At 39.7% G+C, this 18,429-nt stretch carries 12 protein-coding genes; 5 read left to right on the top strand and 7 right to left on the bottom strand.

The features are described 5' to 3' along the window. Positions 1-3: 3 nt before the first annotated feature. Genes H5201_RS09930 through H5201_RS09910 form a run of 5 tightly spaced genes read right to left on the bottom strand, consistent with a single transcriptional unit; the run spans position 4 to position 9,099 of the window. Complete coding sequence (locus H5201_RS09930; RefSeq protein WP_182784496.1) at positions 4-2,529, bottom strand: glycogen/starch/alpha-glucan phosphorylase; 2,526 nt, start codon at positions 2,527-2,529, stop codon at positions 4-6. Then, the gene (glgX, locus tag H5201_RS09925) at positions 2,519-4,579 is read right to left on the bottom strand and encodes a glycogen debranching protein GlgX (RefSeq protein ID WP_182784495.1); all 2,061 of its coding nucleotides are present in this window, start codon (positions 4,577-4,579) and stop codon (positions 2,519-2,521) included. The genes H5201_RS09930 and glgX overlap by 11 nt, the downstream gene beginning before the upstream one ends. Then, entirely contained in the window at positions 4,563-6,791 is a 2,229-nt protein-coding gene (gene glgB / locus H5201_RS09920; protein WP_182718644.1) for a 1,4-alpha-glucan branching protein GlgB, read from the bottom strand. Before glgB ends, glgX begins: the two co-directional genes overlap by 17 nt. Further along, positions 6,792-8,789, bottom strand: a complete 1,998-nt coding sequence (gene malQ / locus H5201_RS09915; RefSeq protein WP_182784493.1) for a 4-alpha-glucanotransferase — start codon at positions 8,787-8,789, stop codon at positions 6,792-6,794. A 10-nt stretch (positions 8,790-8,799) separates the two neighbouring features. Then, positions 8,800-9,099, bottom strand: coding sequence for an isoamylase early set domain-containing protein (locus H5201_RS09910; RefSeq protein ID WP_182718642.1), 300 nt, complete (start codon positions 9,097-9,099; stop codon positions 8,800-8,802). Positions 9,100-9,749: 650 nt separating this feature from the next. On the opposite strand from H5201_RS09910, the gene H5201_RS09905 reads away from it, so the two are divergent. Both H5201_RS09905 and H5201_RS09900 read left to right on the top strand, forming a co-directional pair. Further along, positions 9,750-11,663, top strand: coding sequence for a bifunctional diguanylate cyclase/phosphodiesterase (locus tag H5201_RS09905; RefSeq protein WP_182718641.1), 1,914 nt, complete (start codon positions 9,750-9,752; stop codon positions 11,661-11,663). 91 nt (positions 11,664-11,754) lie between these two features. Then, positions 11,755-12,678 (top strand): hypothetical protein, encoded by a 924-nt coding sequence (locus H5201_RS09900; protein ID WP_182718640.1) that lies wholly within the window; start codon positions 11,755-11,757, stop codon positions 12,676-12,678. On the opposite strand, the gene H5201_RS09895 is transcribed toward H5201_RS09900, so the two are convergent. Continuing rightward, positions 12,675-13,700, bottom strand: coding sequence for a GGDEF domain-containing protein (locus H5201_RS09895; RefSeq protein WP_182718639.1), 1,026 nt, complete (start codon positions 13,698-13,700; stop codon positions 12,675-12,677). The two genes, H5201_RS09900 and H5201_RS09895, sit on opposite strands and share 4 nt — an antisense overlap. A 266-nt stretch (positions 13,701-13,966) precedes the next feature. Continuing rightward, complete coding sequence (locus H5201_RS09890) at positions 13,967-14,395, bottom strand: Lrp/AsnC family transcriptional regulator (RefSeq protein ID WP_145235943.1); 429 nt, start codon at positions 14,393-14,395, stop codon at positions 13,967-13,969. Positions 14,396-14,599: 204 nt separating this feature from the next. Between H5201_RS09890 and H5201_RS09885 the strand changes: the two genes are divergently transcribed. The 3 genes from H5201_RS09885 to astD are packed head-to-tail and all read left to right on the top strand — an operon-like array spanning position 14,600 to position 18,384. Continuing rightward, positions 14,600-15,805 carry an aspartate aminotransferase family protein gene (locus tag H5201_RS09885; RefSeq protein WP_182784491.1) on the top strand — a complete coding sequence of 402 codons (1,206 nt, stop codon included), beginning with the start codon at positions 14,600-14,602 and terminating at the stop codon, positions 15,803-15,805. A gap of 44 nt (positions 15,806-15,849) precedes the next feature. Next, the gene (astA, locus tag H5201_RS09880; RefSeq protein ID WP_149980153.1) at positions 15,850-16,884 is read left to right on the top strand and encodes an arginine N-succinyltransferase; all 1,035 of its coding nucleotides are present in this window, start codon (positions 15,850-15,852) and stop codon (positions 16,882-16,884) included. A gap of 18 nt (positions 16,885-16,902) precedes the next feature. After that, on the top strand, positions 16,903-18,384 hold the full coding sequence (astD, locus tag H5201_RS09875; RefSeq protein WP_182784489.1) for a succinylglutamate-semialdehyde dehydrogenase: 1,482 nt from the start codon (positions 16,903-16,905) through the stop codon (positions 18,382-18,384). Positions 18,385-18,429 lie beyond the last annotated feature (45 nt).

The following is an 18,429-nucleotide window of genomic DNA, read 5'->3' as shown; positions in this document are numbered from 1 at the left end:
GTATTAATCTTTGCTGTTGCTTACGGCTGTGTCGGCCGAACTAGATGTTGTTAATGCTTCCAAATGCCAAATATCATCACTGTATTGGCTGATCGTTCTATCACTTGAAAAAGTACCACTGGCCGCAGTATTTAAAATACTCATTTGCGTCCAATGCTGTTGATCTTGATAAGCGTGTTCAACCGCCTTTTGTGCTTGTACAAAACTATCAAAATCGTGGGCAACCAACCAAGGATCATGTGGGCTTTTGATTGCACCAATAATGTCGTCAAATAAACCAGGTTCGAATAAATTAAAGTGCCCACTTTCAAGTAATTGCATAACACTTAGTAAGTCAGGCGTATTATGAATAATGTGTAATGGGTTGTAGCTTTGTTTTATTCCCTCAATTTGTTCCGCTTGTGCGCCGAATAAGAAGAAGTTATCAGCCCCTACTGCATCGCGAATTTCTATATTAGCACCATCTAAAGTGCCAATCGTCAACGCCCCATTCATCATAAACTTCATATTACCGGTACCAGATGCTTCTTTACCTGCGGTTGAAATTTGTTCAGACAAGTCTGTTGCGGGGCAAATCGTTTCCATTGCTGTAACATTATAATTTGGTAAAAATGCCACCCGTAAATAAGGCTGAGCAAGCGGATCTTTGTTGATCACATCTGCAACATTATTAATTAGCTTAATAATGTGCTTAGCCATGTAATACCCCGGTGCAGCTTTTCCTCCTAGTAATACACAGCGTGGCACTAAATTGGCGGTATCGCCACGACGGATCCGGTCATACAAGTGAATTATGTGTAATACATTCAGTAATTGGCGCTTATACTCATGAATTCGTTTAACTTGCACATCAAATAGCATGCTAGTGTCAAATTCAACACCACAACGCTCTTTGACTAAATCAACTAGCCGTTGTTTGTTTTCAAGTTTGACGCTTTGCCATTGTTTATGGAATTTAACATCATCATAATAGCGACGCAGCTGGCTAATTTGCGCAAAATCCCTCACCCAATCTTGACCAATTTTTTCACCAATCAACTGTGTTAGTTTGGGGTTACAATGAGCTATCCACCGCCTTGGCGTTACACCATTAGTTTTATTGTTGAATTTTTCAGGCCACAATTCATAAAAAGTTTTAAACAAACCTTCTTTAAGTAATTCTGTGTGCAATGCTGCTACGCCATTAACTGAAAAACTGCCAACAATGGCTAAATACGCCATTCTTACTTGTGGATCTGAGCCTTCTTCAATTAAAGACAACGCTTGTTGTTTTGCAACATCCCCCGGCCACGCCAACGCAACTTGAGCAAGAAAACGTGCATTTATTTCATAAATTATTTCAAGAATACGCGGTAATAAACGCGCAAATAATGACACAGACCACTTTTCGAGCGCTTCTGGAAGTAACGTATGATTGGTATACGCCATGGTTTTTGTGGTGATCTGCCATGCAGCATCCCAATCCAAGTCATAATCATCAATCAGCAATCGCATTAACTCTGCAACAGCAATACTTGGGTGGGTGTCATTAAGTTGAAAAACATGAAAATCAGCAAAATCACTAAACTTTTCACCATGCTGTGATACCCATAGACCAACAATATCTTGTAAGCTCGCCGACGATAAAAAGTATTGCTGCCTTAAACGTAGCTCTTTACCATTTTCGCTGCTGTCATTAGGATAAAGTACCATGGTGATTTGTTCGGCAAGGTTTTTATGCGCGACGGCTTCTGAGTAACTACCGGCGTTAAACTCACCTAAATCAAACTCATCAGTGGCTTCTGATTTCCAGAGTCTGAGGGTGTTAACTATGTCATTTTTATAGCCAGGGATCGGCACATCATAAGGGACAGCTAATACATCTTCAGTGTCTAACCATTGTCGATGAATGCGTCCGTTCTTATCAGTATAACTTTCAACATGGCCAAAAAACTTAACACGCTTGGCTTGCTCTGGTGCGCTCAGCTCCCATGGATGCCCTTCACGTAACCAATTATCAGGCTGCTCTATTTGATGGCCATTTTCGATTGACTGGTTAAACATGCCGTATTCATAACGAATACCATAACCGGTTACAGGTAATGCTAAACTCGCACAACTATCTAGAAAACACGCAGCTAAGCGGCCTAAACCACCATTACCTAACCCAGCGTCATGCTCTGCTTGCGCAACATGTTCAATGTGAGCGCAATAATTATTAAGTGCAAGTTTGACTTGCTCTTCTAAATCTAAATTTAAAATGGCATTACCTAATGCTCGGCCCATTAAAAACTCAAGTGATATGTAAGCCGTTTTTCGACGCTTTTCACTGTGCATTTGCTGTTTTGTTGCTCGACAACGAGCGACTAATCGATCGCGAATTGTCAACGCTAGTGCGTTATACAAATACAGTTGAGACTTTCCGACCTTATCGCGCCCAAGGGTATAATAGAAATGGCGTGATAAATCATCTTCAAGCGTACTTTCATCTATTAAAGGGGCATCTTGCCAACCTTTAGCAACACACATTTGTTCACCATTATTCGCCATTACATTCGTCCTCTAAATTGGCTGTAAAAACCCAACTGCTTTGTGCAGCAACCTCAAACTGTTCTGTATTTTTAACCATTGCTTGATCAACACTGCTAAGCGCTAAACGCCATACCGATAAATCGTGATTAGCAGGTAATTGACATTTAACTGCCACATTACTGGCATTCAAAATAATGAGTAATGCCGTATTTAGTTGTGTATCTTTTAAGCTATACATCAAAAACTGTTTTGAACCATCATGCCAGTCACTTTCTTGCATGGCTTGGCTTTGCTCGGTATACCAATCAACACTAAATCGCTTATCGCTATCGTGTAAAAATACACTGTGTTTAAACACACAGTGTTGCTTTCGTAAGGTCAATACATCGTCAATAAAACGAATGAGGCTGTGGCTACGCTGCGAGTCTTTCCATGCCAGCCAACTAGTGCGGTTATTTTGACAATAAGCATTGTTATTCCCTCCTTGCGAGTGCCCCATTTCACTGCCTGATGACAGCATAGGCACCCCTTTGGAAAGTAGTAAGGTAAGTAAAAAGTTTTTTTGTTGTTGTAACCGCATGGAGGTAACTTTTAAATCATCAGTAAAGCCTTCAACACCGCAATTAAACGAATAATTAGCACTGTGCCCATCGCGGTTTTGTTCACCATTTGCTTCGTTATGCTTTTGTTCGTAACTCACTAAATCGGTTAAAGTAAAGCCATCATGACTGGTTATAAAATTAATACTATTTAATGGCCCACGGTGATTATGATCAAACAAATCAAAAGAGCCATGTAAACGTTTTGCAAGATCAGCCAGCATATTGTGCTGCCCTTGCCAAAAGCGCCTAACAACATCACGGTATTTATCATTCCACTCACGCCAAGGCGCAGGAAATGCTCCCAATTGATAACCACCAGGGCCTATGTCCCAAGGCTCAGCAATTAATTTCACTTGGCTTAACACTGGATCTTGATTGATTGCTTGTAAAAAACTATGGGTTTGGCTAAAGCCATGCGGCGTCCGTCCAAGAATAGTTGCTAAATCAAACCTAAAACCATCAACACCCATTATTTCTACCCAATAACGTAAGCTATCGAGTACCATTTTCAAGCTAAATGGGTCGTCTATATTTAAGGTATTACCACACCCAGTGTCATTGATATAAACTTCAGGGTTATCGTTAACACTACGGTAATAACCTGGGTTATTTAGGCCGCGCCAAGATAACAAAGGACCGTCGCTACCAGCCTCTGCGGTGTGGTTGTAAACCACATCTAAAATCACTTCAATACCCGCTTGATGAAGTTTAGTAACCATTTGTTGAAATTCACCAATTTCATCAGTTACTAAGTAATCTTTATTTGGTGTAAAAAAATTTAATGTATTGTAACCCCAGTAGTTTTGCAGGCCTTTGGCGGTTAAAAACTGTTCGCTAATAAAGCTATGTACCGGTAACAATTCTAAAGTGGTTACGCCAAGTGTACGTAAATGCTCTATAAAACTGGGATGGCTCAAGCCCAAATAGGTACCTTGTAGCTGACTTGGAATAGAGGGATGTCGTGCTGTGGCGCCTTTAACGTGACATTCATAAATAACCGTTTCTCCCCAACTATGGCTCGGTTTTTTACCTTGATAAGGCTGCAGCTGTGTGACTTTAGATTTAGGGATATCAATGGCGTTGTTTACCGTACTCAAAGTACCTTTAGGCATTTGCCCATAGTGGCGTTCACTCCAGGTAAACTCACCAAATAAATCTTTTGCATAGGGGTCAATTAACAATTTTTGGCTATTAAAAAACAATCCTTTTTTAGGTTGATATTCACCTTCTGCGCGATAACCATATAAAGTGCCCATAGCCAGTGGGGTTATATGTAAACTCCATATCCCCCCTTCATTATTATTCATTGCTAACTTTAAAACTTCGGTATGACCACTGGCATCAAATAAACACACATACAACTGTTTAGCCAATGGCGCATAAACAGCAAAATTTACACCGTTTGTTAATACACTGGCTCCCAGCGGAAAAGTTTGCCCTTTATTTAATTCAATCGATAAACTCATCAGCCACCCTTCTTAAATAAACCGTCGCAAGCGCTGGCAGTGAGAGTTTAATGCTATGTTGATGCCCGTGGCATGGAGTTGCTGTACTGGTTGTTTTAGCTGATTGCCCACACACTTGTACTCCAGAGCCAAATAGCTGTTCGTCATCGGTATTTAAAATGACTTCAAATTCACCTGAGCTTGGTACACCAATACAATAATCATGATAAACCGTTGGTGTGAGGTTACTTACCACAACCACGTAATTACTGGCTTTCTTAGCAAAGCGAATAAAACTAAAAATACTTTGTTGAGCATTTTGATTATCGATCCAGCTAAAACCTGACGGATCAGTATCTAGCTGATGTAAAGCTGGAACATCGCGATATACTTTATTGAGCTGCGCGATAGTTCGTTGTACACCTTGATGCGATAGATGCTCAAGTAAATGCCAATCAATTGATTGATCATGATTCCACTCGCTACGCTGGGCAATCTCACCGCCCATGAACAGTAATTTTTTGCCTGGATGCGCCCACATAAATGCATAATACGCGCGTAAATTTGCAAATTTTTGCCAATCATCACCAGGCATTTTTTCAATTAATGAGCCTTTACCGTGCACCACTTCATCATGGCTTAAAGGTAAAATATAATTTTCACTATAGGCATACACCATCGAAAAAGTTAATTCGTGATGATGATGTTGGCGATATAAAGGATCGCGTTGCATATAGTGAAGGCTGTCGTTCATCCAGCCCATATTCCACTTATAACCAAACCCTAAGCCATCATGATTCACCTGACGGGTAACACCAGGCCATGCCGTTGACTCTTCAGCTACCATCATAATGCCGGGGTTATTAGCATAACAACGTAAGTTAACTTGTTTTAAACACTCAATAGCACCAAGATTCTCACGTCCGCCAAACTTATTCGGGATCCACTGTCCATCTTCACGACTGTAATCAAGGTATAGCATTGAGGCAACAGCATCGACACGTAATCCATCAATGGCAAATTCTTCTAACCAATACATTGCATTAGCAACTAAAAAGCTGCGAACCTCTGGGCGATCATAGTTGTAGATATAGGTATTCCAATCTGGATGGAAACCTTGACGCACATCGGCATGTTCAAATAAATGTGTGCCATCAAAACGATGCAAGCCATGTGGATCACTTGGGAAGTGGCCTGGAACCCAATCAATGAGTAAACCAATGTTAGCTTGGTGGCATTGCTCTACAAAATAACGAAAATCATCCAAACCGCCAAACCGACTCGTTGGTGCAAATAAGCCAACTGGCTGATACCCCCAAGAACCATCAAATGGAAATTCACTGATCGGCATAAGTTGGATATGCGTAAAGCCTTGCTCAGTGACATAATTAATTAACCGCTGTGCTAATTCTTGATAAGTTAAATAACGATCTCCCTCTTCTCGCTGCCAAGAACCTAAATGCACTTCATAGATAGAGATAGGTGCATCAATCGCGTTGCGTTTAACACGCTGACGTTGCATTTTATCAGTTAGTTTAATTGCTGTGGGCCGAGTTTGAAGTACTGAAGCAGTGCCTGGTGCTTGCTGCATTTTAAATGCAAATGGATCAGCCTTTTCGAGCACTTCGCCACTGAGAGTTGTTATAGAGAACTTATAACACTGACCTTCACTGAGCTCTGGAATAAATAAATCCCAGACTCCAGACGCAGGGTTAAAACGCATAAAGTGTTGGCTTTGCTGCCAGTGATTAAATTCGCCAATAACTGAAACACTGCTAGCATTAGGTGCCCAAACACTAAAACGCACACCTGCAACACCTTTAAAATCAATAAAGTGGGCACCAAGATGGCGATATGCATGCTCTAATGTGCCTTCATTAAATAAGTACATTGCACTATCATCTAGGCTGCTATCAAAACTATACACATCTTCACAAATAACCTGACAATCGCTGTAATCTACCACTAGCTGATAAGCTGAAATATCTTGATTACTAAGCTGTGCTATAAATAAATCTGAATCACCATAGCGTATGCTAACAATCATTTGCTGAGGCAGTTTAATCGTTAATTTTGTTGCCCCGGGCATATAACAGCGTATTTCACTGTGCGTGTCAGTAATTGCATGTACGCCTAAAAAACTAAACGGATCTTTAAAACAGCCGCGCTTTAAAGCATTAACTTGTTGATCATAGTGCTGTGACTTTGCGGTTTTACGAACAATACTGTTCATTTAATTAGTCCTTATGGAATTAATAGCACTGAGAAATGCACTGTGACGAGTTAATATTTGTTCACTTGAATGCGTTAATACCCGACGCCAATTAGGGTATTCTTGATCCGTTCCAGGAATGTTTACAGGTAATGTTTGCTCATCTAAATCATCGAGCTGAATAGTAAATAACCGCGCTGGTGCAGCGGCCAAGCCTAAGGTCAGCGCCTGATAAACATCACTTGCTGTACTGTCCACAAACAAGGAGTGCTCTGCACATCCTGACAGAAAACGCAGTAGTCGTTGTTTTTCAATTTCTCGGTCTGCATGCAGTTGAGTTAACTGTTGTTCATCAATTAATTGATATTTTAATTTCAAAGTAAGATCAAGCCCCTGCCACCAACCAAAGAAAGGCGGTACATCATGGTTTGCAACCATTAACAATGATTGTGGCGCAAATGACTGAGCCGCTAAAAATTCACCTTGATAATCTTTTTCAAAATAGAATAAGCTATTTGAAAATATTGCTTTATCTGCAAGTGCAGCTTTCACCTCTGGTGGAACAACCCCAAGATCTTCACCAATGACAATACATTGATTCAAATGGGATTCTATTGTCAGTACCGCTAATAAATGCTCAAATGGATAATACACATAGCAACCATCTTGTTGCTGTTGATGCTCAAAACACCACCATAAACGGCGGATAGCCATAACATGGTCAATACGTAAGCCACCAACGTTTTCCATATTGGCACGGATCAATGCTCGGTAGTAGCTAAAATTATTATCGCTGAGCTTAATCGGATTCAATGCTGGCAATCCCCAGTTCTGGCCATGCTCTGCCCATGGATCAGGCGGTGCACCTACATAAGCAGAATCGGTAAACAACGATTGTTGATTGAGAAACTCGCTGCCATCACCGGCGCAACCCACCGCTAAATCATTGATCAAACCAATACTCATTCCCTGCTCTCGGGCGGTAGTTTGGCATAATTTTAATTGCACATATGCTAGCCATTGCAAGTAGTAAGCAAAGTCGCTGTCAGTAACTTTTAAGGTCGCAAGTGTCGAACCATGCTGTTGACAAAAATCGCTGAAGTGTTGTTTGCGGTGCTCACTCCCATGCATACAAAAATGCTGGTATAGCAAGTTAAAGGCTGCGTATTTGAATTCACTCACTGCACTGTAATTAATATACTGCGACTGCAGAGTCCGCTTTTTAAAGTCACTCGCATAGCTGCTTTGTAAATACGCAGTGATATCGGGGTTATTAATGCTGTCATCGCATAAATCAATTGATATATAGAGTGGGTTTAATAACGCGCGATTATTTGGACTGTAGGGACTTGCTCGCTCTGGTTGCTCAGAAAATAATAAATGCAGTGGATTGAGTAAAATATAATCCAGTTTATGACTTGCTGCTTGCTCGGTCAGCGATAATAAATCGGCAAAATCGCCTATCCCTAGTGCTGCATTATTTTTTAAACTATAAAGTTGAATTGAAAGCCCGCTTTGCTTTTTATCTGTCACTTGGAAACTATATTTAGGTGTCACCCACAGTTGAGTTGTCGCCGTTAAACCTGCAACGCTAATATGCGCATCATGATAACCAATTGGCAATAATGGAAGCGGAAAAATAAGCTCTAAATAAGTGACGTCGTTAAATAAATAATCGCCACTGCATTGCAAATCAGCTAATTGGTGAGTAATGCTGGGCAAATCAAGCTGTGCAAATGATACGGTACATTGTTGCCCTAGCATACGCCTATCAATACGCACTTTAACGGCTGGTTGTTCAGCACATACCAAACTACACTCTGGTACTAGTTGCAGCCACTTATTGGCATCTAAGCTGATATTTAAATGCGCTATTTGAGCGTGATCTGTAACATCAACACCACAACAACTGAGTGCCGCACTGCGGGTTGCATCGCTAAAAACCACGTGTTCACCGGTATATTTGGTGTATTCATAGCCAATACCATGTAGATAAAAAAGCTGTGAAAGAGACTCCATTTACCGCGCCTTAAATACGTTGTGTATTGACTATACTATTTTCTGTACCAAAGCTGTTTGCTATGTATCCATCAGCATGATGATCATTATCCCAAATAGTACCATTAACTAAATATCGAAAATGAAACTGTTGATCGTTCGGTAAGCGCTGTTTTAATTTAAAACATTGCTCTTTTTTATTAAACTTCATAGTAACAGGTTGCCAATCAGTAAATTCACCAACTAACTGAACTTGCTCAGCCTGAGGATGCTGAAATTCAAATGTAACTTCAGCTTCATTTTTAGTTTTAAAAAATCGTTTACTTAACATAGTGGGCTCCAAACTAAACCTTAAGGTCAATTAATCCTTGCCACAGAAGTGCGTTCAACTACTCAACATACGCAGGGCTGTAAAATGTATTTTTATTAGGGCGTGTAACTTTTCAAGCTTGAAATTTGTTCAACTTTCAGACTGCGCTTGGTCGTTATGCTACGTTATCGCACAATCTATGTAGATAAAACACTACTATGTGCTCTGATTTGCCTAACAATCAAACATACTGCAGTAAAAGTAACCTCGAAAAATAAACACACCCTAGTTAAACAAAGTTATATTTATGCTTTATGACAGTGCAATTAAAAAAATATCGCACCAAATATGTGCAAATAAAACACAAAACACTCACCTCATTATCACCAATTAAATGAGAGCAAGAACTAAACCAAGTTTAATCACGGTCTGAATTATGACCTTTAAAGTAGTTAACAAATAACCGCTGGTAAAGTGAATTTATTTAATGATTAAATTGAGTAAAAGTTCGGCAAACATCGATAAAATAACACTTAACAGGAAAAGGGTTGCTTTTACAAGACTATTGTAAAAGAAATGTTTTGTCAGTGACTCTGACAAACTATATACTGATAAAATTATGTAATACCTAATAAAAAACTCATATAATTGGGATAAAATGGTTTAATGGAATGACTAAATTTTTTCGCTTACTCAGTATTGCCTTTATTGCTATGTTTATTTTTTGCTACGGCATGAATATTTTATTGACCAAGCAAGTCAATACCATTAACCCGCAACAATCTAGTATTGCCACTCGCGCTTTTGATACTGCTACCACCCAACTAACGATGCCCTCTTGGTATAATCCTATATTAAATGGCCATTATATTGTTCGCAAAGATGGTACGGATTATTTACTTATTAAAGCAACAGACACACAATTTATTACTGCCCAAGTGTCATCAATGCTCAATGCCACTATTTTGTCACCCATAAACTTTATTTTATTGATTTTAATAGGTTTATTTTTAACGTGGTATTTTGGTAAGCAATTAAACATTAAACGCGAAAAACAATTAATAGAACAACTTAATACACAAACAAAAAAAGTAATCGAGTCATTTAACATTCAACTTCCTGAGCTTGAGCATGCAACAGAAGTTACCCGCTTAAGCCAAGCAATTAATGCCTTAACCAGCCATGTAGCCAATTATGCTCGTGAAACTCAAACCAGTATTTGCCAAGATAAATTGACCTTGTTAATTGACCGTCACGCTTATATTGAGCACTTAGACCGTCAACTCAGTGGTGCTGAACTCACAAACATTCACTGTGCCTTGTTATTTATTGATTTAGATGGTTTTAAGCAAGTAAATGACTCTTTTGGTCACAGTTTTGGTGATGAAGTATTGATTCAAGTAGCCGAACGCCTCGCCAGCGTATTACGCCATCACAAGCTTAATGATATCAATCCCACCAGTCTGCTAGAGCAAAATCTAGCACGTTTAGGGGGCGATGAATTCTCTATTTTTATTAATAACATTGATTCCAGTTCTAAAAGTTTGGATGTTGCACAGCATGTATTAAACGAAATAGAGCGAGACTTTGTACTAGGCAATAAACTAATTAAGATCAGTGCCAGTGTCGGTATTGCGGTTTATCCTGAGAGTGCATCAACTCCCCATGCTTTGTTGCAAATGGCGGATGTGGCTATGTATCGTGCTAAAACCGATGGACGTGGTATTTTTAAAGTCTATTCGCCAGAAATGGGCAATAAAATGCGTCGCTACCACTACTTACTCGAAGAGCTGCGTTTAGCGATTGCGTGTCATAATTTTCATTTATCATTTCAGCCTATTGTGCATGTTGAAGATTGCGCCATCGATTACTTCGAAGCATTAGTGCGCTGGGATCATCCTGTTGAAGGGGCTATTTCTCCAGTAGAGTTTATTCCGATTGCCGAAGAATCAAACCTTATATTAGAGCTTGGTGATTGGATAATGCTAGAGTCATGTCGACAAATGGCAGCTTGGCATAATGCTGGTATGCGCAAAGTTAAAATCTCAGTTAATGTCTCAGGCATTCAACTCAAACATCGCCCTATTCACGAATGGGTAATGAAAAAACTCGCAAAAACGGGTCTCCCGCCTACTTCTTTGATGTTAGAGATCACCGAATCAACATTGATCACCGCAAGTCACACTATTATTAATGAATTAGAAAAATTACGAAAAGAAGGCGTCACTATCGCAATTGATGACTTTGGTACCGGTTTTAGTTCTTTAAGCACCTTAGCTGATCTACCTATTGATGTGATCAAAATTGATAGATTATTCATAGCCCAAGCTAATGAAAACCCGAAGTATAATGAAATATTAAATTCAATCAGTGAGTTAGGCTCGAAGCTCGGCCTTAAAATCGTTGCTGAAGGGGTGGAAGAAATCGCCCAGTTTGAATTAGTGAAGCGTATGGGTATTAGCTGCGTGCAAGGGTATTTGGTCAGTCGTCCGCAGTCATCTGTGAATGTTGGCAGCAAAGTACTACAAGGAAATGTTAATCATATAGCGGCGACAGGCACTGGCGTATGGAGCCTCGAAACTTAACGATTATTCATTTATAGTCTTATTGGCATGGAAATTCACCTTAAAATAGATAATAATACTCAATAACTTAGTATCAGATTCTACTTCCTCCATGCTTAAAAAAAGTATTTATTCATTAATCTCAATCATCATTTTGGTGAGTATTGTACTTACCAGCATTTCAATTTATACCTTATACAGCAAAAAGAAACTCAGTGTTGATCCTAAACTCAAAGAAATATCGGGGATCGAATTTGATAAATTCAAGCGCTTGTGGGCAATAAATGACAGCGGTGATGATCCAAAACTTTATCGCCTCAACGAAGATGGCTCTATCGCCAAAGAGGTCCTTGTTACTAATGCGAAAAACATTGATTGGGAAGATATGACTCAGAATGACTTTGGGCACTTCTTTTTAGGTGACTTTGGTAATAATAAACAAGAACGTAAGTGGCTCACTATTTATAAAATAGAAAATCCCATCGACATCAAAACTGATACCACCGAAGCTGAAATTATCAAGTTTACTTATCCAGAACTTGACGGTAGCCCTATCACACCAGATAAGCGAAACTTTGATCTAGAAGCATTTGTTGCCTTTGGCCGTCACTTATATTTGTTTACTAAAAACCGTACTGAGCCGTTTGATGGCATTACTAATGTTTATAAAGTTGGCGATCATGCAGCTAATTTTGATGCGCAGTTAATAGATTCATTTAAAACCTGTACAACAATGGAAAAGCTTTGCTGGATAACCTCTGCAGCACTGAGCCCCGATCGTACAAAGTTAGTATTATTAGATTCAACAAGCATTTGGTTATTTGAAAACTTTACTGGTGATAAGTTTTTCTCAGGGGACGTATCACGAATAGATTTGGGGATTGTGACTCAAAAAGAAGCGATTACTTTCTATGATGAAAATACCATTGTATTTACCGATGAAGAATTTAAAGGAATTGGCGGTAACGCTTATGTCATTAAACTTGATGAAGTAACAAAAACTATCATTAAGAAAATACCAAAGGCGTCAGATTAAAATAAATCTATATCCGTGCTTTTATCATTTGAGTCAATCAAGTTGTTCTCCATTAACTGTTCATAAAAACACAGCCTATTGCGACCATTTTCCTTTGCGTAATAAAGTGCCTTGTCCGCATTTTCTAACACATTAATAGGAAAGTCGTAAGGGCTGATGCGACACATGCCAATACTAACGGTCATATTTTCAACAAATGGAAAATGAGTTTCTCTGATCATCTCCATAAACTCATTCATTTTCTTTTCAATCGACTCAAAATTGGTGGGTTCAAACACGAGCACAAATTCCTCTCCACCAAAGCGAAAAATCAAATCGGTTGAGCGTAGAAAGTGGCGCATTTTTTGTGCAAGCAGCAATAAAACTTCATCACCACAAACATGACCAAAGCTGTCGTTTATTTTTTTAAAGTGATCAATATCAAGCATTGCCAGCCAAGATGTTGAGCTGAGCCTACGCTTGCGATTGTTATCCATTTTTGCTGTTTTATGCTGTTTTATTACTTGCTTTTCAATTAGCTGCTTTATTTTTTTATCAAATGTTTGTCTATTTAACAGACCTGTGAGTTGATCCCGTTCATTTTCATGCAAGATAAATAAATAATTTTCATAGATACGGCAAAAGGCATTAAGCAACACTTGATCCGCACTTTTTAAATCTTTACATACAACCGCAATAGCGCCTATCGGCTTATCTTGCAAAGAAATTGGTAACCAACGCTTCTCAATGCCATCCGCTGATTGTACAGTAATAATGCATGCTGAGCGCAAACATGACAACAGTTCTGGCTCTGGTGAATCGACTACTTTACGTTGTGCCCATTCAAACTGATTACCATTAATTACTTTTAACGATATGCTGCGCTCAATCGTTAAATCAGTGTGTACGTCTAAATCCTTATAAACTACAATTTCTGTACAACCAACAAATTCTTGGATCGTCGAGATCAAGCTATATTCTAATGAATCTACATCACGGTTTTTAGTTATTTTAATAACAGAATTTAATAAGTTTTCTTCCATAGGGATCCTATATTCAAATAACTGAAGATTCTTAATTATGATTAATTACCCGAACATAAGTTCTAGAAAATATAAACCAAATAAAAACGCCAATAAAATTAGGGAGCATAATTACATTAACGAGTAAAAAACCCAGCGCTAGTAGTAAGTGTAGTGCGTAAATACTGTTTTGTTTAGTCGTAAAGATAGGAAATAATTTAACCTCAATACGCTACACAGCAAAAAATAATATATATAAAGTATGACATTCTGTATTTGTGGTCAACTTAGCGTTTAAACTTTGTTTCTAAAATAACAGAGGAAGTCGTACGTTCAACCCCATCTAAGTTACCAATGTCATCGAGTAAATGGCTGAGTTTTTCTAAATTTTGTGCTTGTACAACGGCTATCAAATCAAACTCACCACTGATAGCATACAATTGTGAAATAGCATCAATCTGCTTGAGTTCAAGGTTAGTTTTAGTGGTTAGTTTTTGCTTTACCTTAATTGATACATGGGCCGATACCATGGCACTTAAGTACGCATCGCCATAGTCAACACTGTAGCCCTTTATTACTCCAGTTTCTTCTAGCTTTAACATCCTACTTTGTACAGTTGAGCGCGATAAGTTAAGTGCCCTGGCAAGATCAGAAATACTCGCTCTGGCATTCGTGCGAAGTATAGAAAGTAGCTTTTCGTCTTGTATAGTTATCATATTGATTATTAACCTCGTCATTTTGTGTTTTATTTTAATCATTTTTCACAAAATAGCACTGCAAATTTAAGCTTTGAACTCAGATAATAGCGGTAGTAAATAAGAAAAATCATTAAAGCACATTATTGCAGGGTAATAACGGCTTGATTAACCCATCAAATGCAATTTGTTTTTTTCATATTAAGCCAGAATTAGGTGTAACAAATGCAAGTAACAAGAGAATTATTCAACGACGTAATGGTCCCTAACTATAACCCATCAGAGGTTATTCCGGTGCGTGGCCAAGGTTCTCGTGTTTGGGATCAAAACGATAAAGAATATATTGACTTTGCTGGCGGTATTGCGGTCAACTGTTTAGGTCACTGTCACCCAGCCCTTGTTAATGCGTTAAAAGAGCAAAGCGAAAAAATCTGGCACTTATCCAATGTGATGACTAATGAGCCAGCACTTCGATTAGCTAAAAAAATCACCGACGCAACATTTGCAGACAAAGTTTACTTTGCAAACTCAGGCGCAGAAGCAAATGAAGCAGCGCTAAAACTCGCGCGTCGTTTAGCATTGGATGTACATGGTGCTGATAAAAGCCAAATAATCGCATTTAACAAAGGCTTTCATGGTCGTACCTTTTTTACCGTAACTGTGGGTGGCCAAACCGCATATTCTGACGGTTTTGGTCCTAAACCAGCCGCAATTGATCATTGTGACTACAATGATTTAGCAGCTTTTGAAGCACTGATCAGCGATAAAACCTGTGCCGTAATGATGGAACCTCTGCAAGGTGAAGGCGGCATTATCTCTGCAAATAATGAATTTATCAAAGGTGTGCGTGCTTTGTGTGATAAACACAATGCATTGCTTATTTTTGATGAAGTACAAACGGGTGTAGGCCGTACAGGCTCACTATACGCATACCAAGAATTAGGCGTGACACCAGATATTTTAACAACAGCAAAAGCGTTAGGTGGCGGTTTCCCTATTGGTGCGATGATCACCACGACTGATATTGCAGCACATCTTAAAGTGGGCACGCATGGTTCAACCTATGGCGGTAACCCGTTAGCGTGTGCAGTGGCAGAAGCGGCATTTGATACCGTGAATACCGAACAAGTGCTAAGCGGCGTTAAACAGCGTGAACAGCTTTTCCGTGATGGTTTTGCAGCGATCAACGCAAAATACGACGTATTTAGTGAAGTACGCGGTAAAGGTCTATTATTAGGCGCCGTACTAAACAGCAAGTTTGAAGGGCGCGCTCGCGACTTCTTGGTAGCAAGTACTCAACAAGGACTAATGAGCTTAGTTGCTGGTACTGATGTTATTCGTTTTACGCCTTCACTGGTGATCCCACTTGAGGACATTAAAGAAGGTCTAGCGCGCTTTGAAAAAGCCGTAGCAGACGTTGTAAACGGTTAACCTAATTTAACGCCCTGTTTAGGGCGTTAATGGAGCACTTTTAAATGCAAGTATTACGTCCTATAACCGCAAATGATTTTGACTCACTAAAACAAATAGCAATAGAGTCAGGCCATGGTTTTACATCATTACCTGTTGATGATGCCTTGTTGCTAGAGAAAATTGAACGAGCAGAAAGGAGCTTTGCAAAAAACATTAATAAGCCTCAAGACGAGGGCTACCTATTTGTATTAGAAGACAGTGAAACAGGTCAAGTAGTCGGCACTACCGCGATTGAAGCGGCGGTCGGTATGAACGTTCCTTTGTATCACTATCATTTAGGTAAAACGGTTCATCATTCTCGCACTCTTAACGTATATAACACCGTTGATATTCTCAGTATGTGTAATGATTACACCGGCTGCTCAGAGATATGCACACTGTTTTTACGTGAAGATAGCCGCAAAGGGCTAACAGGACGTTTCTTATCGCGTTCACGCTTTTTGTTTATGGCTCAACACAGTGAGCGTTTTGCCGATACCATCATTGCAGAAATGCGTGGCGTTAGTGACGAAAACGGCCATTCTCCATTTTGGCAATGGCTTGAAGAACATTTTTTCAGTATTGAATTCCCACTAGCCGATCATTTAGTCGGCTTAGGCGATAAAGTATTTATTAGTGAATTAATGCCCAAGTACCCTATTTACGCCAACCTGTTAAGCAAAAAAGCGCAAGCTGTAATTGGTAAAGTACACGAGCACACTAAACCTGCACTAAAATTGCTTGAAAAAGAAGGTTTTGAGCATCGAGGTTACGTTGATTTATTTGATGCTGGGCCAACAGTTGAAGCCAAACTTGGCAATATACGTAGCATCCGTGAATCTCAAGTATGCCCTATTACCATAGGTGAACTTGATCATATTAATCAACAAAGTTCCGACACCTTAGCTATTTGTAATCAAGGCGTGAATGACTTCAGAGCCACTTTCACAAAACATGCACATTATAATCATGCTAAACATACCTTGATTATTAGTAGTGAAGTTGCAAAAGCACTTAAATTAAAACAAGGAGATGCAGCGCGGTTTTTCCGTCTGTAAACCTCTGTAGGAGTTTCTATGAGCGTTAATACGCACAACAGCCAACTAATCAATAACCAATGGCAAACTGGCTTAGGTCATGATTTCAGTTCAATAAACCCAAGTAACGGTGATATTGTTTGGCAAGGTAAAGCGGCAAGTAAAGAACAAGTAGACGCAGCGATTAAATCAGCTCGTCAGGCACACATTACATGGGCAAATACCCCAATTACAGAGCGTATTGCGGTTCTTGAGCGTTTTGTCAGCCAGCTAAAAGAAAATAGCGAAGAGTTTGCGACTATCATTGCCCGCGAAACAGGTAAACCACTATGGGAAACACGCACCGAAGTGGGTGCTATGACAGGCAAAGTGGCGATCTCAATAAAAGCTCATAATGAACGAACAGGCACTACTGAAAATCCAATGCCCGGCGCTAAAGCTTTTATTCGTCATAAGCCGCATGGCGTAGTGGCTATTTTTGGCCCTTATAATTTCCCAGGCCACCTCCCTAATGGTCATATTGTTCCGGCAATTTTAGCGGGTAATACCGTCGTTTTTAAACCATCAGAGCTAACCCCTTTTGTTGCTCAATACACACTTGAGTTATGGTTAAAAGCAGGCCTGCCAGCTGGGGTGATCAACCTTGTTCAGGGTGAAGTTGACACCGGTATTGCACTTGCTAGTCACCAAGATACCGATGGCTTGTTTTTTACTGGCAGCTCAAACACAGGTCATTTATTACATAAGCAGTTTGCTGGACATCCAGGTAAAATTTTAGCGCTAGAAATGGGGGGAAATAACCCGCTCATAATTAAAGATGTGGCTGACGTAAATGCTGCCGTGCATGACATTATCCAATCCGGCTTTATAACTTCTGGTCAGCGCTGTACGTGCGCCCGTCGGGTATTTATTGCAAATACAGCTAATGGTAATGCTATTTTAGAAAAGCTGATCACCGCAACTAAAAGTATTAAAGTTGCAGACAGCTTTAGCGAAGAACAACCTTTCATGGGGGCTATGATCAGCGAAAAAGCCGCGCTTGGGATGGTCGCCGCTCAGCAACAATTGATTGATATGGGAGCTGAACCTTTAGTTGAACTAAAACACTTAAAACCAGGCACCGGTTTTGTAAGCCCTGGTATTATCGATGTAACAAATGTGGCCAGCATCGCAGATGAAGAACACTTTGGCCCATTAATTAAAATTTATCGCTATAGCGACTTTGACAGTGCAATTGTGGAAGCGAACAATACCTCATTTGGTTTATCGGCTGGGCTTTTAAGTGACTCAAGTGAAGATTATGAGCACTTCTTAAAGCACATTCGCGCCGGTATTGTTAACTGGAATCGCCCAATTACCGGTGCATCAAGTGCCGCGCCATTTGGTGGTATTGGTGCCAGTGGTAACCACAGAGCGAGCGCCTATTACGCCGCAGATTACTGCTCATACCCAGTAGCCTCTGTTGAAGCACCAAGCGTTAGTTTACCAAGTACCCTTGCGCCGGGCTTAATTATTGAATAATCAGTCTGCAGCTTAACGGCTGCAGAAATTAAATTAAGGAATTAA

Origin of the sequence: Pseudoalteromonas sp. SG43-6, from assembly GCF_014164365.1 — a bacterium.
Taxonomy (GTDB): Bacteria; Pseudomonadota; Gammaproteobacteria; order Enterobacterales; family Alteromonadaceae; genus Pseudoalteromonas; species Pseudoalteromonas rhizosphaerae.
The sequence above is the reverse complement of the archived record's forward strand: the minus strand, read 5'-3'. Positions and strand labels throughout refer to the sequence as shown.